We start from the raw sequence: 23627 nt of genomic DNA on the forward strand, positions 1-23627 counted from the left end.
GCCCTTCCTCGTGTTCCGCCCACCTTATAGGCGCGTGACGCTGCCGCCTCAACCGAGGGAATTATGCCGGAACTGCCAGAAGTCGAGACGGTTCGTCGCGGGTTGATCCCCGTGATGGAGGGGAGGCTGATCGCCCGGGCCCAGGTGAACCGGCCGGATCTGCGCTTTCCCCTGCCGGTCGGCATGGCAGAGCGGCTGACCGGGGCACGGGTGACGGGGCTGCGGCGGCGGTCGAAGTATATCCTTGCGGACCTCTCGACTGATGAGACCCTGCTGATCCATTTGGGCATGTCGGGGCGGATGCTGATTTCCGGCGCGGTGGTGGGGGAGTTCTATCACCCGGCCGGTGAGGCCCCGGGTCAAGCCCGGGGCAGCCCGGGTCTTGGGGAACCGGCGCATCCCGAGCCCCTGAAACATGACCATGTTGTCCTGGACATGGAGGGCGGGGCGCGGGTGACCTTCAACGACGCGCGGCGCTTTGGCGCGATGGACCTGATGGCGACCTCGACCTGGGCCGATCACAAGCTGATCGCGGGGATCGGGCCGGAGCCCCTTTCCAACGATTTCCACGAGACCTGGCTGGCAGGGCGGCTGAAAGGGGCGACGCCGATCAAATCCGCGCTTCTGGATCAGAAGAATGTCGCGGGGCTCGGCAATATCTATGTCTGCGAGGTCCTGCACCGGGCGGGCATCGCGCCTTCGCGCCTGGCCCGGGACGTGACGCGGGCCGAGGTCGCCCGCCTCGTGCCCCTCATCCGCGAGGTCCTCTCCGAGGCCATCGAGGCCGGGGGCTCCTCGCTTCGGGACTATCGCCAGGCGGATGGGGAACTGGGCTATTTCCAGCACACCTTCCGCACCTATGACCGCGAGGGAGAGCCCTGCACCACCTGCGCCACGCCCATAGCCAGGATCGTCCAATCCGGGCGCTCCTCCTTCTTTTGCCCGCATTGCCAGAGGTAAACATGGATACGCTGCTTCTTGAACGCCACGACGCGGTCCTTCTGATCCGCCTGAACCGGCCCGAGGCGCTGAACGCGCTCAGCCGCAAGCTGATGGGGGAGCTCTCTCAGGTCCTGGCCGAGGCGGAGGCCGATACAGCCGTGCGGGCCATCGTCATCACGGGCTCCGAGAAGGCCTTTGCCGCCGGGGCCGATGTGCGCGAGATGGCCGCCATGACCTATGCCGAGGTGGCCGCGCTCGACCTTTATGGCCCCGAGGCGGAGGCCATCGGGCGGATCAGGAAGCCCCTCATCGCGGCGGTTTCGGGCTATTGCCTCGGCGGCGGCTGCGAGCTGGCCATGATGTGCGACTTCATCCTGGCCTCCGAGACTGCGCGATTCGGTCAGCCCGAGATCAACCTTGGCATCAATGCGGGCATGGGCGGCACGCAGCGCCTGACGCGGCTGGTGGGCAAGGCCAAGGCCATGGAGATGAACCTCACGGGCCGCATGATGGATGCCACCGAGGCCGAACGCGCGGGGCTTGTCGCGCGAATCGTGCCGGGCGACGTGGTGGCCGAGGCCCTGAAAGTGGCCACGGGAATCGCCCAGAAATCGGCCCTGGCGGTCAGGGCCGTGAAAGAATCGGTCTCCCGCGCTTTGGAGCTTCCGCTTTCCGAAGGGCTGCGCTTCGAACGCCGGATGTTCCATTCCGCCTTCGCCACCGAGGATCAAAGCGAGGGAATGGCCGCTTTCCTCGAGAAACGCCCCGCCCAGTTCAAAGATTGCTGACGTTTCGCGGTTGACATGGGCAGGGGCAGCCTTTAGAGCCCCGACTTCAGAAATACTTACACCCGAAACGGACCCTACCCGAAATGGCAAATTCCGCCCAGTCCAAGAAGCGCGCCCGTCAGGCTGTCGCGCGTCAAGATGTGAACAAGGCGCGCCGTTCGCGGATCCGCACCTTCCTGCGCAAGGTCGAAGAGGCTCTGGCCTCTGGCTCCCAGGAGGCGGCCGCCGCCGCGCTGAAGGCCGCCCAACCCGAAGTGATGCGTGGCGTCACCAAGGGCGTGCTGCACAAGAACACCGTCGCCCGGAAAATCTCGCGCTTGAACCACCGCGTCAAGTCGCTGGGCGCGCAAGCGACCGCCTGAGACCTGTCAGGTCCTTGATTTGAAACGCACCCCCGAAACGGGGTGCGTTTTCTTTTGTCCTGACCGTTTCGACGCCGAAAAGAGCCACAGTTGCTCTTTTGCCAGAGGGGGTGGGATTCGGGGCCAAGGACTTCGTGTCAAGCGCATAGATCGGTTGAAACGGGCGAAGCCGGGGCGATAACGTAGGACTGCGATTCACGACGACTTGGGGGACGACAGGGATTCTGGACCGGACAAATTGATGACTGCTGCTGCCGCTAACGTCGTCGAGTGATAAAAAAGGTTCCAGAACAGTGCATTGGCAGGTCAGAGCGGGCAAAAGACCCGACGACTCACGCAAAGGCCGGCGAACCGCCCCGGCCCTTGATGCGCCAGTGCCCGAAAGCAGGTGACCGGGTGACCCGGCCACGCTTTTGACCTGCCCGATCCGTTGGGGATCAGGAAAGACAACATGAAAGGCGGAAAGCCCCCCCGGCTGCTCGGGGTGCGCGTTCCCGAACGGAAGACATGACGCAAGAGACTTGGGGACAGGTAAGGGAAAAGCTGGTCGCACGCCTGGGGCGGCACAATTACACCTCCTGGATCGAACCTCTGAAGCTCTCCACCCTGGCGGAGGGTGTGGCGCAGTTCGAGGCACCCTCTTCCTTCATCGGCAATTGGGTCAGCCGCAACTACACGGACCAGATCCTGAACGAGCTGCGCGCCTCGGGGGCCGAGGTCAGCCGCGTCGAATTCACCGTGACGGGCTTCGCCCAGCCCGAGCCGAAGAAAGCCGCCAAGCCCGCCGCGCCCAAGCGCGAAGAGGCCCTGCCGGGCGCGCCGCTTGATTCGCGCTTCACCTTCGACACCTTCGTCGTGGGCAAGCCGAACGAGCTCGCCCATGCCGCCGCGCGTCGCGTGGCCGAGGGCGGGCCGGTGACCTTCAACCCGCTCTTCCTTTATGGCGGCGTGGGTCTGGGCAAGACCCACCTGATGCATGCCATCGCCCATGAGCTGACCGCGCGCTCGCCCGAGCTGCGGGTTCTGTATCTCTCGGCGGAACAGTTCATGTATCGCTTCGTCCAGGCCCTGCGTGAAAAGCAGATCATGGATTTCAAGGAAATCTTCCGCTCGGTCGATGTGCTGATGGTCGATGACGTGCAGTTCATCGCGGGCAAGGATTCGACGCAGGAAGAGTTCTTCCATACGTTCAACGCGCTCGTGGATCAGAACAAGCAGATCGTGATTTCCGCCGACCGCGCGCCGGGCGAGATCAAGGACCTGGAAGAGCGCATCAAGAGCCGCCTGCAATGCGGGCTGGTGGTTGATTTGCATCCGACGGATTACGAACTGCGCCTCGGCATCCTGCAGACCAAGGCGGAAGGCTATCGCAGCCAGTATCGGGGTCTTCAGATCGCTTCGGGCGTGCTGGAATTCCTGGCGCACCGCATCACGACCAATGTGCGTGTCCTGGAAGGTGCGCTGACGCGCCTCTTTGCCTTCGCTTCGCTGGTCGGTCGCGAAATCACCCTGGAGCTGGCGCAGGACTGCCTCGCCGATATCCTGCGCGCCAGCGACCGCAAGCTGACGGTCGAAGAAATCCAGCGCAAGGTGGCCGAGCATTACAACATTCGCCTCTCCGACATGATCGGGCCGAAGCGCCTGCGCAACATCGCGCGGCCCCGGCAAGTGGCGATGTACCTGGCCAAGCACCTGACCTCGCGCTCCCTGCCCGAGATCGGGCGGCGCTTTGGCGGGCGCGATCACACGACGATCATGCATGGCGTCAAGAAGATCGAAGAGCTGATCATGACCGACAGCCAGCTGAACGACGATCTGCAGCTTCTGAAGCGCCTATTGCAGGGTTGAACCTCTGTGGAAACTCGCTAGGGTCGGGTTCCCGGGCTGCGTGTCTATAGAATGTAGGGATGGACGATGAAACTTTCGATCGAACGGGCTGTGCTGCTCAAGGCGCTGGCGCAGGCGCAATCGGTGGTCGAACGGCGCAACACCATCCCGATCCTGGCCAATGTGCTCATCGAGGCCGAGGGCGCGACCGTGGCCTTCCGCGCCACCGACCTGGACATCGAGGTCCTGGACCGCGCGCCCGCCATGGTGGAGCGTGCGGGCGCGACCACGGTTTCTGCCGTGATGCTGCACGAGATCGTCCGCAAGCTCCCCGATGGCGCGCTGGTCGTGCTGGCGGCCGATGCGGCGGCGGGGCGGCTGGCGATCACGGCGGGGCGGTCGAGCTTCTCCTTGGCGACCCTGCCGCGTGAGGATTTCCCGGTCATGGCCTCGTCGGAATATGCGACGAATTTTGCGGCTCCGGCGCCCGTGCTGCGCAGGCTCTTCGACAAGGCGAAGTTTGCGATCTCGACCGAGGAGACGCGCTATTACCTGAACGGCGTCTATATGCATGTCGCGCGGGGCCCCGAGGGCACCGTTCTGCGCTGCGTGGCCACCGATGGCCACCGCCTGGCGCAGATCGATGCGGCCTTGCCCGAGGGAGCCTCGGCCATGCCGGGCGTGATCGTTCCGCGCAAGACCGTGGGCGAGCTGCGCAAGCTTCTGGAAGACGACGAGGCGCAAATCGCGGTTTCCGTCAGTGAAACCAAGGTGCGCTTTGCGACGCCCCAGGTGACCTTGACGTCCAAGGTGATCGACGGGACCTTCCCGGATTACTCCCGCGTCATTCCCCAGGGCAATACCCGCAAGCTGGAGGTCGATGCGGCGGAGTTCGCCAAGGCGGTTGACCGGGTGGCGACGGTCTCGTCGGAGCGGTCTCGGGCGGTGAAGCTGACGCTGGAAGACGACCGGCTGATCCTCTCGGTCAATGCGCCCGACAGCGGCGCCGCCGAGGAAGAGCTTGCGGTCGCCTATGACGCCGACCGGCTGGAGATCGGCTTCAACGCCAAGTATCTTTTGGAAATCGCGGGGCAGGTCGATCGCGAGAACGCGGTCTTCCTGTTCAACGGCTCGGGCGATCCGACCTTGATGCGCGAGGGCAATGACATGTCGGCGACCTATGTCGTCATGCCGATGCGCGTGTGACATGCGCCGGGGCTCTGCCCCGGACCCCGGGATATTTGAGCCAGTATGAAAGGGAGGCGGGTGAGCGGGCTTGCCATCACGCGCCTGACCTTGGGGATGTTCCGCAGCCATAGGGCGGCGGACCTGGCCTTTGACGGGCGGCCCGTGGCGATTTCCGGGCCCAATGGGGCGGGCAAGACCAATATCCTGGAGGCGGTGTCGCTGCTCTCGCCGGGGCGGGGGCTGCGGCGGGCTGCGGTGGGGGAACTGTCGCGGCGGCCCGAGGCTTTGGGCTGGCGGGTCAAGGCCGAGGTGCGGGGGCTGTCGGGGTCTCACCTGGTCGAGACCTCCTCCGATGGCGAGGGCCCGCGCGAGGTGCGGATCGACGACAAGGCGGTGACGCAGACGGCTCTGGGGGGTGTCTTGCGGGTGCTCTGGCTGGTGCCCGCCATGGACCGGCTCTGGATCGAGGCGGCGGAGGGGCGGCGGCGCTTCCTTGACCGGGTCGTGCTGAGTTTCGTGCCTGACCATGGCGAGGTCTCCTTGGCCTATGAGAAGGCGATGCGCGACCGCAACCGGCTCTTGAAGGACCAGGTCAGTGATCCGCATTGGTATGCCGCGCTGGAGGCGCAGATGGCCGAGGCGGGCGCCCGGATCGCGGAGAACCGGCGCCTGGCGCTGGAGCGGCTGGCGGCGCAGGGCGAGGGGGCCTTTCCCCGGGCGGAGCTTTCGCTGGAGGGCGAGGTTGAAGACCTTGGCCTGGCCTTGGCGCAGGGGCGGCGGGCGGATATGGCGGCGGGGCGGACCCTGGTCGGCCCGCACCGGGTCGACCTGAGGGCCGTTTATGCGGCCAAGGGGATGGCGGCCGACCAATGCTCCACCGGCGAGCAGAAGGCGCTTCTGATCAGCCTGATCCTCGCCAATGCGCGGGCCCTGGCCGAGGATCTGGGGCGGGCCCCGGTGATCCTTCTGGATGAGGTGGCGGCGCATCTCGATCCCGGTCGCAGGGCGGCGCTGTATGACGAGATCTGTGCGTTGGGCGCCCAGGCCATCATGACCGGCACCGAGGAGGGGCTGTTTGACAGTCTGGGCGCGCGGGCGCAAAGCTTTCACCTGACCGAAACGGGGGGGGCATCATGGATTTCGGACAAAGGGTGACGCTGATTACCTTGGGCGTGCAGGACCTTGCCGCCGCGCGCGCCTTTTACGCCCGGCTGGGCTGGCAGGAGCATGGCGAAAGCCGCGAGAGCGTGGCCTTCTTCCAGCTTCATGGCGCCGCCCTGTCGCTCTTTGGCCGCGCGGCCCTGGCCGAGGATCAGGGGCGCCCCGGGGCGGCGCTTGGCACGGGCGCCATGACGCTGGCGCAGAATTTCGGCTCGGAGGCCGAGGTGGATGCGGCCTATGCCATGGCCCTTTCCGCCGGAGCCACGCCCCTGAAAGCGCCCGAGAAGGTGTTTTGGGGCGGCTATTCCGGCTATTTCGCAGACCCCGATGGCCATGTCTGGGAATTGGCCTTCAACCCCTATTGGGCCCTTTCCGCAGATGGCTCCCTGAGGCTTCCCGATGCATGAGACGATCCCCGAATGGGCGCTGACAGCTGACGACGAGGCGCAGATCGCGGGCCTTCTGGCGCGCTGTTTCGACACGGATTTCGGCGGGCGGAGCTTCTTTCAGACCCGCCAGCACCTGCGCATCGTCCATCGCGCCCCCGGCATCGTCGCCCATATGGCGGTGCAATTCCGCGCCATGCGGCTGGGCTCTCGGCTGATCACCGTGGCGGGGCTCGGCGATGTGGCGACCGACCCAAGCCAGCGCGGCAAGGGCCTGGCCGGGGCGCTTCTGACCCAGGCCATCGAGGTCGCGCGGCAAAGCCCGGCGGAGTTCTTCCTGCTGTTTGGCGACCGCCCGCTTTACGCCGGGGCCGGCTTTCGCCCCATGCGCAACATGATCAAGTGGTGCGAGATGCGCGGCGCGGTCACGGGCGAGATCATGCGCGAACCGGCCGAGAGCCTGATGGTCCTGGAGCTGAAGGGCTCCTGGGACGAGACGGCCGAGCTCGATCTTTTGGGGAACCTGTTCTGATGACTTTGACCTGGGTGCAACTCGGGCTCTATGCCCTTGGGATGGCAGGGCTTTGGGCCGTGCCGGGGCCGGTTTGGGTGGCTTTGCTGGCCCGCAGCCTCTCGGGAGGCTTTGCCAGCGCCTGGCCCCTGGCCGTGGGCGTGACGCTGGGCGATTGCCTTTGGCCCGCGCTGGCGATTTTCGGCATGGGCTGGGTGCTGAGCGTCTATGGCGATGCCCTGACGCTGCTGCGCTGGGTGGCGGCGGTGGTCTTTGCCATCATGGGGATCATGCTGATCCGCAAGTCGGGCGCGCTGATGGGGGCGGACAGCAAGCTGACGCGCCCCGGGCGGCTCGCGGGCTTCCTGGTGGGGGTGGCGGCGGTGATCGGCAACCCCAAGGCGATCCTCTTCTACATGTCGGTCCTGCCGGGGTTTTTCGGAGACCTCTCCAAGCTGCAAGCCCCTGATATCGTGGCGATCCTTGCGATCTCGGTCGCCGTGCCGCTGGTGGGGAACCTGGTGCTGGCGCTGTTTCTCGACCGTGTCCGCACGCTTTTGGCCGCGCCAGAGCGGGTGCAGATGCTCAACCGCGCCTCGGGCGGGCTTCTGATCCTGGTGGCCTGCGTTATTCCCTTCGTCTGACGCGATTTTCCGCCCCTCTGGCGTGACATTCGCGCGCGCGCGCGGTATGACTCGCGCGCGTGAAAAGGGGACCGAAATGGCCGAAACGACCGAAAGCTATGGCGCAAGTGCGATCAAGGTTCTGAAAGGCCTCGATGCGGTGCGCAAGCGCCCGGGCATGTATATCGGCGATACCGATGATGGCTCGGGCCTGCATCACATGGTCTATGAAGTCGTGGACAACGGCATCGACGAGGCCCTGGCGGGCCATGCGACCGAGGTGGTCGTAAAGATCCATGCCGACAGCTCGGTCTCGGTCCGCGACAATGGTCGCGGCATCCCGGTGGATATCCACGAGGAAGAGGGCGTCTCGGCGGCCGAGGTCATCATGACCCAGCTGCATGCGGGCGGAAAATTCAACAACACCGACGACAGCGGCAACGCCTACAAGGTCTCGGGCGGTCTGCATGGCGTGGGCGTTTCGGTGGTGAATGCCCTGTCCGAGTGGCTGGAGCTGACGGTCTGGCGCAACGACACCGAATACCGCGCGCGGTTTGAGTTCGGCGATTGCGTGACCCATGTCTATCCGGTGGGGCCTGCTCCGGGTCGCAAGGGGACGGAAGTGCGCTTCCTGGCCAGTGCCAAGACCAACCGGGCGGATGGGACCTTTTCCAACCTGGAATACCAGTTCAAGACGCTGGAAACCCGGTTGCGGGAGCTGGCCTTCCTGAATTCCGGCGTGCGCATCGTCATCGAAGACGAGCGCCCCGCCGAGCCCCTGCACACCGAGCTCTACTATGACGGCGGCGTGCGGGAATTCGTGAAGTATCTCGACCGGTCCAAGACCTCGATCATGGCCGAGCCGATCTATATGACCGGCGAGCGCGGCGGGATCGGTGTCGAGGTCGCCATGTGGTGGAACGACAGCTACCACGAAAACGTCCTGCCCTTTACCAACAACATCCCGCAGCGCGATGGCGGCACGCATATGGCGGGCTTTCGCGGCGCGCTGACCCGGACGATCAACGCCTATGCGCAATCTTCCGGGATCGCGAAGAAGGAAAAGGTCGATTTCACCGGCGATGACGCGCGCGAGGGTCTGACTTGTGTCCTGTCGGTCAAGGTGCCGGATCCGAAGTTTTCTTCGCAGACCAAGGACAAGCTGGTCTCCTCCGAAGTGCGGCCCGCCGTCGAAAACCTGGTGAACGAGAAGCTGGGCGAATGGTTCGAAGAGAACCCCCAGCAGGCCCGCATCATCGTGGGCAAGATCATCGAGGCGGCTTTGGCGCGAGAGGCGGCGCGGAAAGCCCGCGACCTGACGCGGCGCAAGACGGCGATGGATGTGAACTTCCTGGCCGGCAAGCTGAAGGATTGCACGGAAAAGGACCCGTCGAAGTCGGAAATCTTCCTCGTCGAGGGCGACTCCGCCGGCGGCTCCGCCCAGACCGGACGCGACCGCAAGAACCAGGCCATCCTGCCGCTCAAGGGCAAGATCCTGAACGTCGAGCGCGCCCGTTTCGACAAGATGCTGGGCTCCCAGGAGATCGGCAACCTGGTCATGGCCCTGGGCACCGGCATTGGCCGCGACGAGTTCGACATCAAGAAGCTGCGCTACCACAAGGTCGTCATCATGACCGACGCCGATGTGGACGGCGCCCATATCCGCACGCTGCTTCTGACCTTCTTCTTCCGCCAGATGCCTGCGCTGATCGAGGGCGGCTATCTCTATATCGCCCAGCCGCCGCTGTATAAGGTCGCGCGGGGCAAGTCCGAGGTCTACCTGAAAGACCAGGCCAGCCTGGACGAATACCTGATCGAACAAGGGGTTGAGGGCGCAGTTCTGCGCCTCGCCTCGGGTGAGGAGCTTGCGGGCGCCGACCTCCTGCGCGTGATCGAGGGCGCCCGCGCCTTCCGCCGCGTGCTGGACGCTTTCCCGACGCATTACCCGCGTCCGATCCTGGAACAGGCGGCGCTTGCCGGCGCCTTCGAGCCCGGCAGCGCCGATGCCGATCTCGCCCGCGTCGCGGCCCAGGTGGCACAGCGTCTGGACCTCGTCGCGCCCGAGTTCGAAAAGGGCTGGCAAGGCCGGATCACGCAAGACCACGGCATCCGCCTCTCGCGCATCCTGCGCGGGGTGGAAGAACTGCGGACGCTCGACGGCGCTGTCCTCCGCTCGGGCGAGGCGCGGCGGTTGGCCAGCGTGTCCTCCCCCCATAAGGAGGTCTATTCCGGCGTCGCCCGCCTGGTGCGCAAGGAGCGCGAGAACCTGGTCCATGGGCCCCTGGACCTCTTGAAGGCCATCCTGACCGAGGGCGAAAAGGGCCTGACCCTGCAACGCTACAAGGGTCTGGGCGAGATGAACCCCGAGCAGCTTTGGGAAACCACGCTGGACCCCGATGCGCGGGTGCTCTTGCAGGTGAAGGTCGATGACGTGGCCGAGGCGGACGACATTTTCACCAAGCTGATGGGCGACGTGGTGGAACCCCGCCGCGAGTTCATCCAGGCCAATGCGCTGAGCGTCGAGAACCTCGACGCGTAAGGGCTCCGGCCTCGCTGCGTAGCCCGGGGTATACCCCGGGTTACAACGGCAGGAACCACAGCGCGAGGAATGGCCCTGTCCCCGCCCGCATCGCATGGGTGATGCCGGGCGGGTTGTAGATGAAACCCTCCAGCCCCGGGTCGGTCCAGTCCATGGCGCTGTTCCACCATTCTCCGGCGGTCAGGGGGATATAGACCTCGGCAGGCGCGTGGTCGTGGTCGGGATAGAGCGTCCCGGGGGCCATCACCGTCACGCCCACCCAAAGATCCTCGCGCCGTTCCAGGCCCTTGGGCCCCAGGATCACCGTATTGGCATGGGCATCGTAATAGGCCTGGTCCGGGGTGGCCGTGGCCCGCCGCCCCCAGGACAGGCGCGGCGCCAGGGCCGCGAAGGCCTGGGCCAGGGGGGTCTTGGCCTCGGGCATCTGGTCGCAGACCGGCAGCCAGGCGGGCGCATCGGCGAGGGCGCCCGGCACCTGCCAGCGCGCCGTGACCTCGGCGGCCAGGGTGGCGGCGGGTCCGGTGCAGCGCCGCAGCGCCTCCTCGGCCAAGGCCAGGAAAGACTGAAGATCAGGGTCGCGCATCGCAGCTCCAGTGCTGGTGACCCCGGATGGATTCGAACCATCGACCTGCCGCTTAGGAGGCGGCCGCTCTATCCCCTGAGCTACGGGGCCATAAGGCCAGCACTGGGCTTGTCGCCCAATTTGCCCGCTTTGGCAACGGGTCAGGAAGGTGGGAAGAAAAGGGGGAGTGAATTTTGGCCCACCACTCCCCCGTGCTTCCCCCGCGTCCAGGTTGAGAGCTTGCAGGACGCCGGAGATCTGTCCGGAAACTGGGTTCCGTTAGCGGTAACATAACCCGGAAACCTTCTTTGGACAAGCGGAAGATTTGGGGGTAATGAGGGCGAAAAGGGGGACCCATGGGCTCGGACGATCCACGCCGCACCTTGACCTTGCGCGATGTCTCGGAGGCCTCGGGGGTTTCCGAGATGACGGTCAGCCGCGTCCTGCGCCAGCGCGGCGATGTCTCCGACGCGACGCGGGAACGGGTGCTGAAGGCCGCACGGGAGCTGGGCTATGTGCCCAACAAGATCGCGGGGGCTCTGGCGAGCCAGCGGGTGAACCTGGTGGGGGTGGTGATTCCCTCGCTCTCCAACATGGTTTTCCCTGAAGTCATGACGGGGATTTCTGCGGTTCTGGAAAACACGGGCCTGCAACCCGTGGTTGGCGTTACGAATTACCTGCCCGAACGCGAAGAGAAGACCGTCTACGAGATGCTCTCCTGGCGGCCCTCGGGGCTGATCCTGGCGGGGCTGGAGCATTCGGCCGCCTCGCGCGCCATGCTGCGCCAGGCGGGGGTGCCGCTGGTCGAGATCATGGATATCGACGGCCAGCCGGTGGATTCGGCGGTGGGGATCTCGCATCGCCGGGCGGGGCGGCAGATGGCGGAGGCCATCGTCGCCTCGGGCTATCGCAACATCGCCTTCATGGGCACGCAGATGCCCAACGACTTCCGCGCGAAGAAGCGGCTGGAGGGGTTCGAAGAGGCCCTGCGGCGGGCGGGTCTCGCCCTGGTTGACCGGGAGTATTACGACGGCGGCTCGGCGCTTTTGAAGGGGCGCGAGATGACGGCGGCGGTGTTGCGGCGCTCTCCGCAGGTGGATTTCCTCTATTATTCCAACGACATGATCGGGGCGGGCGGGCTTTTGTATTGCCTCGACCAGGGGATCGACGTGCCGGGCCGCGTGGGGCTTGCGGGTTTCAACGGGGTGGAGCTTCTGGACGGGCTGCCGCGGCGCCTGGCCACGATGGACGCCTGCCGGTTGGAGATCGGGACCAAGGCCGCGCAGATCATCGCGGCGCGGAATGCCGATCCGGAGCTTGGGCCGGAAGTGATCGAGCTTTTCCCGACGCTGCAACCCGGGGATACGATCCGCCAGCGGTAGGCCGGTCAGCGCGGGCCGTGCTCCCGCCCACCCACCCCGCACGTCCCGCGCTGACCTTCACGCCAGAAGTTGCGCGCCGTTGTGGCCCTGGATGGTGACGTCGAGGATCGCGCCCTCGGCCTGGTCGGTGGCAAAGGCCACTTCGGTAAACTGCGGCGTGCGGCCCAGGCGGGGCGTTTCGACCAGAACCTGATGCCGCGCGCCCTGCTGCGCTTGCAGGTGACGCAGCAAAGCCGCATCCCCCGCCGCGCGCAGCCGCGCCGCACGTTCCTTGATCAGCGGGCCCTTGACCTGCGGCATCCGCGCCGCCGGGGTGCCCTTGCGGGGCGAATAGGGGAAGACATGCAGGAAGGTGAGGCGGCAGTCCTGAACCAGACGCAGGGTGTTTTCGAACATCTCCTCGGTCTCGGTCGGGAAGCCCGCGATCAGATCGGCGCCGAAGACCATATCGGGGCGGGCTTCGAGGGTCTCGGCGCAGAAGCGGATCGAATCCTCGCGCGAATGCCGCCGCTTCATCCGCTTCAAGGTCAGGTTGTCACCGGCCTGCAGGGAGAGATGCAGGTGGGGCATCAGGCGGGGCTCGGTGGCGATGGCCTCGATCAGCGCCGGATCGGCCTCGATCGAATCGATGGAGGAGATCCGCAGGCGTTCGATCGTCGTCAGGGCGAGGATCTTCTGCACCAGTTGGCCCAGGTGCGGCGCGCCGGGCAGGTCGGCGCCCCAGGAGGTCAGGTCGACCCCGGTCAGCACGACCTCACGAAAACCCTTGTCGATCAGGCGTTTGATCTGGTCGATGACCACGCCCGCAGGGACGGAGCGCGAGTTCCCCCGCCCGAAGGGGATGATGCAGAAGGTGCAGCGATGGTCGCAGCCGTTCTGGACCTGGACGTAAGCCCGCTGGCGGCCGAAGCCGTCAATCAGGTGGCCCGCGGTCTCTTTCACCGACATGATGTCGTTGACCTGGACCTTTTCCGTGACGCCGATCAGGTCGGGCGCCGCCAGGCCCTCCCAGGTCGAGGCCTGCATCTTCTCATGGTTGCCCACGACGCGGGTGACCTCGGGCATCTCGGCGAAGGTCTCGGGCTCGGTCTGGGCCGCGCAGCCCGTCACGATGACCGGAGCGCCGGGGTTCTCGCGCGCCAGCCGCCGGATCTCCTGCTTGGCCTTGCGGACGGCCTCCGCCGTCACGGCGCAGGTGTTGACGATGACCGCGCCTTGCAGGCCAGCGGCCTCGGCCAGCTCTTTCATTGCCTCGGATTCATAGGCGTTCAGACGGCAACCCAGGGTCGCGAAGATCGGCACGCTCATGGATGGGCCGCCAGGTAAGAGGCCGAGATCACCCCGTCGAAGACCCGCGCCACCGGCCCGGTCAGCCAGACGCCATCCTCGCGCCAATCGACTTCCAGCACGCCGCCGTCCAGCTCCAGCACCACCTGCCGCCCGGTCAACCCGCGCAGATGCGCCGCCACCGCCGTCGCGCAGGCGCCCGAGCCGCAGGCGAGCGTCACGCCCGCCCCGCGCTCCCAGACCCGCATGCGCAGGTGATCGGGACCCAGGACCGAGGCGAATTCGACATTGGTCCGCTGCGGGAAAAGCGGGTCATTCTCGATCCGGGGGCCGATGGCCACCAGGTCCACCGTCTCGGCATCGCGGACGAAATGGACGCAATGCGGGTTGCCCATGCCGATGGCCACCGGATCGCCCGCCAGGGGCAGGTGCATGACATCGACGCGGTGCGCCAGCGGCACCTGGTCCCAGGCGCGCTGCGGATGGCCCATGTTGACCGAGACCCTTCCATCGGCCAGCCGCCGGGCAAAGAGCCTGCCGCGCGCGGTCACCAGCTCCAGGGAATCGCGGTTCAGGTCGCGCATCACCAGGTCGCAGACGCAGCGCGTGGCATTGCCGCAGGCGCCTGCCATGGTCCCGTCGCTGTTCCAGAAATCCAAGGCGAAATCCGCGACATCCGAAGAGCGGATCTCGGCCAGCTGATCGAAGCCGACTCCCCGGTTGCGGTCGCCCAAGGCCCGCGCGAGGCCAGGCGTCATCGCCGCCTCGCGCCCGCGCGAATCGATCACCACGAAATCGTTGCCCGCCCCATGCATCTTGATGAAGGGCAGGCCCTTGGTCACATTCTCTTCCATCGGGCGGATATAACCGCTTGCGGGGGATTCTGCCAGAGCGCGCCTTTTTCGCGCGAAAGGGTCCTTGACCCTGCCGCGCAAGCGGCCTAAACGGCCCCCACACCGCATGGGGCCGTTAGCTCAGTTGGTAGAGCAGCTGACTCTTAATCAGCTTGTCGCAAGTTCGATCCTTGCACGGCTCACCATGCGGTGTGAAATCCTCCTTTCAGATCAAGCGGACACCCGGGGCACGAACAGTGACATCCTGTTCATGAATTCGCGAAAAGCGGGTTGACGTCGTCCGTCGCGTGGCTTAGTCACCGCGCCGTGAGGGCCGGTAGCTCAGCTGGTAGAGCAACTGACTTTTAATCAGTAGGTCTCGGGTTCGAACCCCGACCGGCTCACCACCTCATCCAGGGCCCGCGCCACAAGCGCGGGCCTTTGGTTTTCTGCCTAGCCCGCTCGGCGTTCGCCCTCGGCCGGGGGTTTGCGCCTTGGGCGCAGGCGGGGCAGGTGGGCGATCCTGGCCCCGCCCGTCGCCGCCCCGAAGCCTGCGCCAGCGGGGTCGGCCTTGGCCGGGGCGCGGCGCAGTCTGATCCCGGCCGCCAGGAGCAAGAGGCCCGACAGAAGCGCCAACCAGCCGGGGGCAGCGGCATAGCGCGGCTCCCATGTCGGGGCAAAGGTCGACTTGAACTGATAGAGCCCCCGCGCCCGCGCGCTGAAGGGCCGCAGGCGCCGCCCCAGGGGGCCGCGCAGGCCGAAGCCTTCGCAGGGCACGGCGGCCAGGCTGAAGCGTGTGACCCCCGCGGCCCGCGCCGCCTCGATCGCCGTCTGGACGATCAGGTAAAGCGTGCCATCGGGCGTGTCGCGGCCAAAGCGCACCAGGTCCAGCACCCATTCCCCCGCCGTGGCATGAAAGGTCGCAAAGGCCAGGATCTGCCCCGCCGCGTCCTCGGCCAGGAAGAGCTTTTGACCGGCGATGTAATCCACCCCCCAGCGCCCCGTCGTCAGCCCCCGCTCGCCGCCATGGCGCCCGGCCCAGTCGGAGGCAACCTCGGCCATCCGGGCCACGACCTCTTCGGACATGGGGGCCGCGCGCACCCGCACCCCCGCCTTGGTCGCATGGCGCAGCTTGCGGCGCAGGCCCGCATGTCTTGGCCCCTCGGTCGAGTGGCGGCGCGGGTCGATCACCGCCTCCAGCGCGATATGCAGGACGGCGAGGCCCGCCGCCCGCGCCGCAAGGGCCTGCCGCGCCGCGATCTTGTAGAAGAGCACGCCCCGCCCCTCATCCCGGCAGAGGTCGAAGATCGGCTCGAGACTGCGCGACAGGGCTCGACCCGGCAGGACCGAAGGCCCCCCCACCACGACCCTTTGCGTGCCAAGCACCGTCGTCGCCCAAAGCTGCCCCATCGTGTCGCGCAGAAGATCAAGGTCGCCCTGCCGCGCCAATTGCACCTCGGCCCGGTCGTAAAGCGCATAGGCCACGGTTGCCGGAGGAAGAAAGGTCACCGGCTCGATCTGCGGGGGCGGCAGGATCGCCCGCCCGATCAGCGCCCAGCCCGCGCCGATCAGGGCCGGCAGCACATAGGCCACACCGCGAAAGGCCAGGAGCCCCGCCACCAGCGCCTCGGGCGGGACCTGGGGCAGTTGCAGCAGCACCAGCGCCTCGAACGGCCCCGTCCCGGCCGGGCTGCCCGACAAGAGCCCCAGTGAGAGGGCCAGGGTGAAGGCCACCACGACCTCTGACCAGCCCATGCCAGGACCGGTGGGCAGAAGCACCCAAAAGGCGAAGGACAGGGCCAAAAGATCGACCGCGACCCAGAAGGCCAGGGCCAGGATCGCGGCGGCCTTGGGCAGGCGCCCGCCCGCCCGGAAGGCGCGGGCAACCACGGCCCCCAGCGCTGCGACCAGCGCAAGCCCCGCCAGCACCGATCCCCCCAGGGCCAGGAAGGCCAGCGCCACCAGCGCCGCGCCGCCGAAGAACCCGACCGTGATCGCGGCCGAGATCAGGAAGGACTGTTTCAGGCTCAGCTCCGGCAAGAGCCGCGCCCGCACCACCGCGCCGACGAAGGGCCCGAAGCCCAGGGCCTGCGACACCGCCGCCGTGGCCATGGCCGCCCCCGTCGCATGGCGCCGGTCGATCCGGTGGCCGAAGTGGCGCAGAATCACCCGCTCTTGCCGCGAGACGGCGACGAAGGCCAGGACGACCGTCGCCAGGCCGCCGATCCATTGCAGCGGATGAAGGCTCGCCAGCCGGGCGCCGATGGCGCCATGGTCAAGTTCGGCCAGCTTGTGGGACAGAAACCACAGGCAGGTCAGCGCCACGGCCAGAGTGAAGCCCAGGCGCAGGGTCCGGCGCAGGGGCAGGGCGGGATGAAAGCGGCGCAGGGGGGGACTCCTTCTCTCTCGCCCCATGGCATCAGAGTTTTGCTAAGATTTCGGAAACGTCTTGCGCATTGCCGCAGACGCGCCCTGCGGCACAGCACCTTTCCCAAGACGGTTTTTCCCGCCATATCTGCGTCAAAGGAGACACAGATGGTCGAACTTGGCATTGATACTTTCGGCGATATCTCGCGCGATGACACGGGCGCGCTGAAGCCCGCACACCAGGTGCTGCGCGACGTGGTCGAAGAGGCCGTGGTCGCCGACCAGGCCGGGGTCGATTTCATCGGCCTGGGCGAGCATCACCGGTCGGATTTCGCCATCTCCGCCCCCGAGATCGTGCTGGCTACCATCGCGGGCCGCACCTCGCGCATCCGCCTCGGCACCGCTGTCACCGTCCTGTCGACCGATGACCCGGTCCGCGCCTTTCAACGCTTTTCCACGCTCAACGCGGTCTCGAACGGCCGCGCCGAGGCCATCGTGGGCCGCGGCTCCTTCACCGAAAGCTATCCGCTTTTCGGCTTTGAACTCGAGGACTACGACCAGCTTTTCGAAGAGCGCCTCGACCTGTTCGCCAAGCTGACACGGCAGGAAGAGGTCACCTGGGCGGGTCAGACCCGCTCCCCCCTCACCCGCGCCCGCGTCCAGCCCCCCCTGGGCCCCGAGGGTCTGACCCTCTGGGTCGGCGTCGGAGGCTCTCCCGAATCGGTCGTGCGCGTCGTGCGCCATGACCTGCAACTGATGCTGGCCATCATCGGCGGCGACCCGCGCCGCTTTGCGCCCTATGTCGATCTTTACCAGCGCGCCTGCCAGCAGCTTGGCAAACCGCTGCGCCCGGTGGGCGTCCATTCCCCCGGCTTCGTCGCCGCCACCGACGAGCTCGCGCGCGAGATCGCCTGGCCGGCCTATCAAGAGATGTTCGGGCGCATCGGACGCGAGCGCGGCTGGCCCCCGACCACGAAAGAGCGCTTCATCGACGAGGTCGAACACGGCTCGCTCTACATCGGCAGCCCCGAGACCGTGGCCAAGAAGATCGCGGCAACCGTGCGCGACCTGGGGCTTCAGCGATTCGACATGAAGTATACGACCGGACCGATCCCGCATGGGCGCCTGGTCGAAGGGCTCGCGCTTTACGGGGAGAAGGTCATCCCCCGCGTGCGCGAGCTTCTGGGCTGATCACTCCGCCTCGGTTTCCGGATCGGCCTTGGGGGTCAGGGTCATTTCGACGCCCGATTTCTTCAGCGCCAGAAGGGCCTTGCGGAAGGTCTTGGAATGCGTGGCGAATTGCTCGGCCCGCGCTTCCTTCCAGGCGGCCACGCGCTCGGCGCTGGTCCCCTTGGGATTGTTGGTCTTCCAATCCTCGATCCAAAGCGCGCGCACCAGAAGCTTGGCGATCTGCGTTTCCGGGGCGGGTTTGATCTCTTTGGGGGCGGATTCTTGCATGGATGTCTCCTTGATCATGCGGTTTGACTGAACCCTTTGCTGCTCAAAGTCAACGCTTTGGACCTGTTTCGGCCCCTTCCTGCTCATTTCCAAGGCCTTTCCGGTTTTCTTCAGTTTGTTTTCCCGGCCGAAAGGTTCTGTTAAGCCCTTAACCATAGTGTCCGATCATCAAGGTCGAACGAAGCGGGAACTACAGGGGCTGGAATTGTCGAAAAACTTTCTGATGGTCGGTGCGGGGCTTTCGGGCGCGGTGATCGGGCGGCATCTGGCGATGCTCGGTCACAAGGTGACCGTGGTCGATGCGCGCGGCCATGTGGCGGGGAATTGCCATACCGAACGTGACCCTGCGACCGGGGTCATGGTCCATGTCTATGGGCCCCATATCTTCCACACCGACGATGCCGAGGTCTGGGACTACGTCAACCGCTTCCAGACCTTCATGCCCTACAAGAACCGCGTGAAGACGATCTCCCGGGGGGAGGTGTTTTCGCTTCCCGTCAACCTGCACACGATCAACCAGTTCTTCCGCGCGACCATGGGGCCTGCCGAGGCCAAGGCCTTCATCGAATCCAAGGCCGATACCTCGATCACCGACCCCCAGACCTTCGAAGAACAGGCGCTCCGCTTCGTCGGCCGTGACCTCTACGAGGCCTTCTTCAAGGGCTATACGCAAAAGCAATGGGGGGTCAGCCCGACCGAGCTTCCCGCCTCGATCCTGAAGCGGCTGCCGGTGCGCTTCAACTATGACGACAATTATTTCTTCCACAAATTCCAGGGGATGCCCCGCGACGGCTATACGGATATGGTGGAAAAGATCCTCGATCACGACGGGATCACCGTGCAGCTGAACACCCGTTTCGACCGCGCCCAGGCGGGGGAGTGGGACCATGTCTTCTACTCCGGCCCGCTGGATGGCTATTACGGCTATGACCGCGGCCGGCTGGGCTACCGGACGCTCGATTTCGAGCGTTTCACCCATCAGGGCGATTACCAGGGCACCGCCGTGATGAACTATGGCGAGGTCGCGGTCCCCTGGACCCGCATCACCGAACACAAGCATTTCTCCCCCTGGGAGACGCATGAGGGGTCCGTGCTTTACCGCGAATTCTCGCGGCTTTGCGGGCCCGAGGACATCCCCTATTACCCGATCCGCCTGACCGCCGAACAAAGCCTGCTCCGCGATTACGTCGCCCGGGCCGAGACCGAGACCGGCGTCACCTTCGTGGGGCGCCTCGGCACCTATCGTTACCTCGACATGGATGTCACCATCCGCGAGGCGCTGGATTGCGCCCGCCGCTTTGAAGCCACGCTCGCCACGGGCGAAAGGATGCCCGCCTTCACGGTGAAGGCATGAGCCGACTGGTTGCCATCGTCGTGACCTTCAACCGCCTGGCGCAGTTGCAGGTCACCGTCCCCCGGCTCTTGGCCGAGGCGCTGGATGCGGTGGTCGTGGTCGACAATGCCTCCACCGATGGCACCGGTTCCTGGCTGGCGGGCCTGTCCGATCCCAAGCTTCATGTCCTGAGCCTGGGGGCCAATACCGGCGGGGCAGGGGGCTTCGCCGCGGGGCTGGAGGCGGCGCAGAGCCGCTTCGACCCCGATTGGTATGTCCTGATGGACGACGACGCCCGACCCCATCCCGGCGCCTGCGCTTCCTTTCTCGCCCGCGAAGGCGGCCTCCGCGCCGAGGGCTATGAGGCCGTCGCCGCCGGGGTCTTCTACCCCGACGGGCGGATCTGCGACATGAACCGCCCCTCGCGCAACCCCTTCTGGCATATGGCGGATTTCCTGCGCACCCTGACCGGAGGGCGCGAGGGCTTCCATGTCACGGACGAGGCCTATGCCCCCGCCCTGGCCTCGATCCCCCAGCCGATCGACGCGACCTCCTTCGTGGGCTTCTTCCTCTCGCGCGCGGGGCTGGAACGGGGTGGCCTGCCCGATGCCCGGCTCTTCATCTATGGCGACGACGTCATCTATACCCTGACCCTGGTCAAGCGCGGCGGGAAGATCGCCTTCCTCTCCGCCATCGGATTCGAGCATGATTGTTCGACCTACGTCGCCCAGGGAGGCGACATCTACCGCCCGCTCTGGAAGGTCTATTACAACTACCGCAACTCGCTTTTGGCCTATCGCGTCGCCGCCGGGCCGGTGCTGTTCTGGCCCGTCCTCCTGCTCGCCGCCGCCAAATGGCGCCTGCGCGCCCGCCATGCCGGGGCCGACCGCGCGACCTATCTGAAGCTCTGGCGCCTCGCGCTCCGCGATGTGCTCATGGGCGATCTCTCCCGCCCCTCCGAGGCGATCTTCCGTCTTGCCCAACCCTGAGGTGTCCCCGTGTCCGCCCATCTGCACCAATATGACCTCCGCGCCCCGGTCCTGTCGAAACCCGCGACCCCCCGCCTCCTGGCCGAGGAGGTGGCGGGCTGGACCACCCTGCAAAACCTGGTCCTGAGCGATTACCCCGTCTCGACCGAGCCGGATTTGTTCTATCATTCCCGCCACTTGCGCCAGGTGGGCGCCTCTTCCTCGGGCCTGCGCATCACCGGCAGCGGCGCGGTGCAGATGGATGGCGCGCTGAACCTCCTGGCGCTTGGTGCGCTCCGCCGCGCCTGCCGCCTGGGCCGGCTTGCCCTCGCGCTGCATGGCACGGGCCGGTTCGAGGTCACCCTCCACCAAAGCTTCGCCAACCGCAGCGCCGAGCGCCTTTTGACCGAGGTCGTGACCCTGGAACCCGGCCGCGAAACCATCATCGAGATCGACCCCGACCAGCTGATCCTCCGCGACGGCCTCCTCTGGGTCGAGCTTTCGACCCAGGGCCTGACCGTCGAAGAGGCCGTGCTTTTCGGCGGCCGTTTCCTCACCGACCAGCGCGCCGCGCCCGGCTTCTCGCTGGCCGTCCTGCGCCTGACTGCCGGGCCCGACCGGCTGGCCGCGCCCTTGGCCGCCTGGACCGCCACCCGCCTGCACAAAACCACGATCCTCACCGCCGAGATCGACCCCAACCGGGCCGAGGCGCATGACGCCGCCCTGACCGACCTTCTGGCGCGCGCGAAGGGCCATTCCCACGCCCTGATCCTGGAGCACGACAGCCTGGTCTCGCCCGAATTCCTCGACCGCGCCGCCGCCGCACTGGCCCTGCAAAGCGCGCCGGCCCTGATCTCCGCCGCCCGGCTCGACCCCTCAGACGCCGCCACGCTCTCCGACATGGGCCTGACCGAGGGCCTGCGCGGTCTGACCCCCATCGCCGCCCTGACCGATCTGCACAGGCTCGCGGGCGCGCTTTCGGCGACCGAGGCCGCCCTGCAAGCCGCGCAGGAGGGCCGCCTCATCCCCCATGCCGCAGCGCTGGGCCTGCCGCTTGCCGCGCTCGACGGCATCGACTGCCCCGTCACCATCGCCCGCGCCGGGGCCGAGCCCGTGCTGCGCATCGCCGCTGGCCTTCTTCAGGCCCAACCGCTGCCCGGGTTAATCCTGCGTAAAGAACATTCTGGCAACCCCTCCAAGGGCTTGACCGCGCTGCAAAACACCATCCTGCCCGAACGCGGGCTCTGCACCGAAGAGCGGCTCTATTTCAACGCCCAAGGCGCCGTGACCCATGACGATGTCGCCGACAGCGTCATCCTGGCCGAGGGCGCCAAGGTCTTCTTCGACACTTTCTTCAACGGCCTCTCCATCGGCAAATGGCACGCCGCCTGCGCTTTGGAGGGTCTCTGGCTCGGCCTGCGCGGGCGCGGAAAGGTCGAGGTCAAGGTCTATCACGCCATCCCCGACCGCTCGTGGGAGTGCCTGGCCACCCGCATCGCCACCCTCTCGCCCACCGCCGACCTGCTGATCGACCTCTCGCATTACCCCGAGGTCGCCACCGACGGCGTCATCTATTACGAGGTCCAGGCCCTCACCGCCGCCGCCCTCACCGCCGGCCGCTTCCTGACCGCAGCCAGGCCCGACCTCGACCGCCGGTTGATGCTCTCGATCACCACCTTCAAGCGCGAGGCCCAGGTCGAGAACACCGCCCGCCGCCTCGCCCGCTATCTCGACACCTGCGACTTCGCCACGCAAATCCACGCGCTGATCGTCGACAATGGCCACTCTGCCAATATCCAATCCCATCCCCGCATCCGCATGATCCGCAACGAGAATCTCGGCGGCGCCGGTGGCTTCACCCGGGGCCTGATCGAGGGCGAGGCCCAAGGCTTCTCCCATGTCCTCTTCATGGACGACGACGCCTCCATCCCGATGGAGGCCCTGCACCGCACCTATGCCTTCCTCGCCCTCGCGAAAGACCCCCGCGCCGCCGTGGCGGGGTCGATGATCACCACGACCGCCCGCTGGCGCATGGCCGAAAACGCCGCCGTCTTCGACCGGGGCTGCCGCCCGCTCCATGCCGGAACCGACCTCCGCGAACGCGCCCCCGTCTTCGCGATGGAGTGGGAAAGCGCCCGCAAGACCCCCGACAAGACCTATGCCGGCTGGTGGTATTTCGCCTTCCCCGTCTCACAGGTCCAGCACTACCCCTTCCCCTTCTTCGTGCGCGGCGACGACGTGAATTTCTCGCTGTCGAACGATTTCAAGATCACGACCCTGAACGGCGTCGTCACCTTCGGCGAGGATTTCACCGAGAAAGAGACCCCCCTGAACTGGTATCTCGACCTGCGCAGCCACATGGTCCACCACCTGAGCCTCGACCGGATGGAGGTCGGGCGCCTGGGCCTGTTGAAAATGGCGCTCTCCTTCTTCAAGCGCAACATCGCGAAATTCCAGTATGAATCGCTCGATGCCGTCTACCTCGCCTGGGAGGATGTGCTGAAGGGCCCCGATTTCTTCGCCAACAATGCCGATGCCAGCGGCGCCCGCGCCGCGATCAAGGCGCTGGTGAAGAACGAATCCTTCAAACCCGCAGGCCAGATCGACACCACCCCGCGCAAGGGCCTCCTCGACCGCCTGCCCGGGCTGCGCCGCAAGATCGGCGTCCTGACCCTGAACGGCCATTTCCTGCCCTTCACGAGCCGCCTCGGCGCCCATCGCATCGTCCCCGCGGCCTCCCGCGGCCACCTGGAGGCCGTCTGGGGTGCCAGCCAGATCACCTTCCTGAACATCGCCGGCGACAAGGGCTATACGACGCGGAAATCGACCGCCAAGGGCCTCCGCGCGCTCCTGCGCTTCCTCACCCTCTCCGCCCGCACGGCCTGGGCCTATGACGACCTCCGCCGCGCCTATCGCCAGGGCCACGACCGCATCTGCCGCCGCGCCTGGTGGAGGCCGAAACTCGGCCTCGACCCCGACCGCCAGCCCTGAACGGAAAATGCCGCCCGAAAGGGCGGCACCCGAGCCGGTTGGGGCGTCAGCCCCAGAGGCGAGACAAAAACAACGCGCCGCAGGCGCTCCGCTAGGTCACGCCTGCCGCACTCGGCGCC

Annotated in this window: 20 protein-coding genes and 3 tRNA genes; 17 read left to right on the forward strand and 6 right to left on the reverse strand. The window is 66.5% G+C overall.

Annotated elements, in window-relative coordinates:
* Positions 1-63 precede the first annotated feature (63 nt).
* From mutM to gyrB, 10 genes are all read left to right on the forward strand, one after another.
* Positions 64-960: a bifunctional DNA-formamidopyrimidine glycosylase/DNA-(apurinic or apyrimidinic site) lyase gene (mutM, locus tag GV832_RS07155; RefSeq protein WP_168774157.1), complete on the forward strand. Its 897-nt coding sequence runs from the start codon at positions 64-66 to the stop codon at positions 958-960.
* 2 nt (positions 961-962) lie between these two features.
* The gene (locus tag GV832_RS07160) at positions 963-1730 is read left to right on the forward strand and encodes an enoyl-CoA hydratase-related protein (protein WP_168774158.1); all 768 of its coding nucleotides are present in this window, start codon (positions 963-965) and stop codon (positions 1728-1730) included.
* An 83-nt stretch (positions 1731-1813) separates the two neighbouring features.
* The gene (gene rpsT / locus GV832_RS07165; RefSeq protein WP_168774159.1) at positions 1814-2092 is read left to right on the forward strand and encodes a 30S ribosomal protein S20; all 279 of its coding nucleotides are present in this window, start codon (positions 1814-1816) and stop codon (positions 2090-2092) included.
* Between the two features lie 507 nt (positions 2093-2599).
* A complete protein-coding gene (dnaA, locus tag GV832_RS07170; RefSeq protein WP_168774160.1) occupies positions 2600-3940 on the forward strand; it encodes a chromosomal replication initiator protein DnaA in 1341 nt (446 codons plus the stop codon).
* A gap of 66 nt (positions 3941-4006) precedes the next feature.
* Positions 4007-5125 (forward strand): DNA polymerase III subunit beta, encoded by a 1119-nt coding sequence (gene dnaN, locus GV832_RS07175; protein WP_168774161.1) that lies wholly within the window; start codon positions 4007-4009, stop codon positions 5123-5125.
* 60 nt (positions 5126-5185) lie between these two features.
* A complete protein-coding gene (gene recF / locus GV832_RS07180) occupies positions 5186-6262 on the forward strand; it encodes a DNA replication/repair protein RecF (RefSeq protein WP_168774162.1) in 1077 nt (358 codons plus the stop codon).
* The gene (locus GV832_RS07185; RefSeq protein WP_168774163.1) at positions 6241-6675 is read left to right on the forward strand and encodes a VOC family protein; all 435 of its coding nucleotides are present in this window, start codon (positions 6241-6243) and stop codon (positions 6673-6675) included. The genes recF and GV832_RS07185 overlap by 22 nt, the downstream gene beginning before the upstream one ends.
* Positions 6668-7186: a GNAT family N-acetyltransferase gene (locus GV832_RS07190; RefSeq protein ID WP_168774164.1), complete on the forward strand. Its 519-nt coding sequence runs from the start codon at positions 6668-6670 to the stop codon at positions 7184-7186. The genes GV832_RS07185 and GV832_RS07190 overlap by 8 nt, the downstream gene beginning before the upstream one ends.
* Positions 7186-7809 (forward strand): LysE family translocator, encoded by a 624-nt coding sequence (locus GV832_RS07195; protein WP_168774165.1) that lies wholly within the window; start codon positions 7186-7188, stop codon positions 7807-7809. Before GV832_RS07190 ends, GV832_RS07195 begins: the two co-directional genes overlap by 1 nt.
* A gap of 76 nt (positions 7810-7885) precedes the next feature.
* Positions 7886-10327: a DNA topoisomerase (ATP-hydrolyzing) subunit B gene (gene gyrB / locus GV832_RS07200; RefSeq protein WP_168774166.1), complete on the forward strand. Its 2442-nt coding sequence runs from the start codon at positions 7886-7888 to the stop codon at positions 10325-10327.
* A gap of 40 nt (positions 10328-10367) precedes the next feature.
* Here gyrB and GV832_RS07205 read toward each other — a convergent pair whose 3' ends face one another.
* Positions 10368-10910 carry a dimethylsulfonioproprionate lyase family protein gene (locus tag GV832_RS07205; protein WP_168774167.1) on the reverse strand — a complete coding sequence of 181 codons (543 nt, stop codon included), beginning with the start codon at positions 10908-10910 and terminating at the stop codon, positions 10368-10370.
* A gap of 14 nt (positions 10911-10924) precedes the next feature.
* Positions 10925-11000, reverse strand: a tRNA-Arg gene (locus tag GV832_RS07210).
* A 245-nt stretch (positions 11001-11245) separates the two neighbouring features.
* Between GV832_RS07210 and GV832_RS07215 the strand changes: the two genes are divergently transcribed.
* Positions 11246-12271: a LacI family DNA-binding transcriptional regulator gene (locus GV832_RS07215; protein WP_168774168.1), complete on the forward strand. Its 1026-nt coding sequence runs from the start codon at positions 11246-11248 to the stop codon at positions 12269-12271.
* 57 nt (positions 12272-12328) lie between these two features.
* Here the strand turns inward: GV832_RS07215 and mtaB are convergent, their stop codons facing one another.
* Together mtaB and dapF are read right to left on the reverse strand one after the other, a co-directional pair.
* Positions 12329-13579 (reverse strand): tRNA (N(6)-L-threonylcarbamoyladenosine(37)-C(2))-methylthiotransferase MtaB, encoded by a 1251-nt coding sequence (gene mtaB / locus GV832_RS07220; protein ID WP_168774169.1) that lies wholly within the window; start codon positions 13577-13579, stop codon positions 12329-12331.
* Positions 13576-14412 (reverse strand): diaminopimelate epimerase, encoded by an 837-nt coding sequence (gene dapF, locus GV832_RS07225; protein WP_168774170.1) that lies wholly within the window; start codon positions 14410-14412, stop codon positions 13576-13578. Before dapF ends, mtaB begins: the two co-directional genes overlap by 4 nt.
* A 109-nt stretch (positions 14413-14521) precedes the next feature.
* Between dapF and GV832_RS07230 the strand changes: the two genes are divergently transcribed.
* Positions 14522-14597: transfer RNA gene (locus GV832_RS07230), tRNA-Lys, on the forward strand.
* A 125-nt stretch (positions 14598-14722) separates the two neighbouring features.
* Positions 14723-14798, forward strand: a tRNA-Lys gene (locus GV832_RS07235).
* Between the two features lie 46 nt (positions 14799-14844).
* Here the strand turns inward: GV832_RS07235 and GV832_RS07240 are convergent.
* On the reverse strand, positions 14845-16806 hold the full coding sequence (locus GV832_RS07240) for a phosphatidylglycerol lysyltransferase domain-containing protein (protein ID WP_168774171.1): 1962 nt from the start codon (positions 16804-16806) through the stop codon (positions 14845-14847).
* Positions 16807-16926: 120 nt separating this feature from the next.
* Here GV832_RS07240 and GV832_RS07245 point away from each other — a divergent pair, with 120 nt between their 5' ends.
* A complete protein-coding gene (locus tag GV832_RS07245) occupies positions 16927-17949 on the forward strand; it encodes an LLM class flavin-dependent oxidoreductase (RefSeq protein WP_168774172.1) in 1023 nt (340 codons plus the stop codon).
* On the opposite strand, the gene GV832_RS07250 is transcribed toward GV832_RS07245, so the two are convergent.
* The gene (locus GV832_RS07250; protein WP_168774173.1) at positions 17950-18216 is read right to left on the reverse strand and encodes a hypothetical protein; all 267 of its coding nucleotides are present in this window, start codon (positions 18214-18216) and stop codon (positions 17950-17952) included.
* A 223-nt stretch (positions 18217-18439) separates the two neighbouring features.
* On the opposite strand from GV832_RS07250, the gene GV832_RS07255 reads away from it, so the two are divergent.
* From GV832_RS07255 to GV832_RS07265, 3 genes are read left to right on the forward strand one after another with little or no spacing between them, the layout of a single operon-like run.
* Complete coding sequence (locus GV832_RS07255) at positions 18440-19570, forward strand: UDP-galactopyranose/dTDP-fucopyranose mutase family protein (RefSeq protein WP_168774225.1); 1131 nt, start codon at positions 18440-18442, stop codon at positions 19568-19570.
* A complete protein-coding gene (locus GV832_RS07260) occupies positions 19567-20538 on the forward strand; it encodes a glycosyltransferase (protein WP_168774174.1) in 972 nt (323 codons plus the stop codon). The genes GV832_RS07255 and GV832_RS07260 overlap by 4 nt, the downstream gene beginning before the upstream one ends.
* Before the next feature lie 9 nt (positions 20539-20547).
* Positions 20548-23508 carry a glycosyltransferase family 2 protein gene (locus GV832_RS07265; protein ID WP_168774175.1) on the forward strand — a complete coding sequence of 987 codons (2961 nt, stop codon included), beginning with the start codon at positions 20548-20550 and terminating at the stop codon, positions 23506-23508.
* Positions 23509-23627: the final 119 nt, after the last annotated feature.

The organism is Stagnihabitans tardus, assembly GCF_009925085.1.
In the GTDB taxonomy this organism is placed as follows: domain Bacteria; phylum Pseudomonadota; class Alphaproteobacteria; order Rhodobacterales; family Rhodobacteraceae; genus Stagnihabitans; species Stagnihabitans tardus.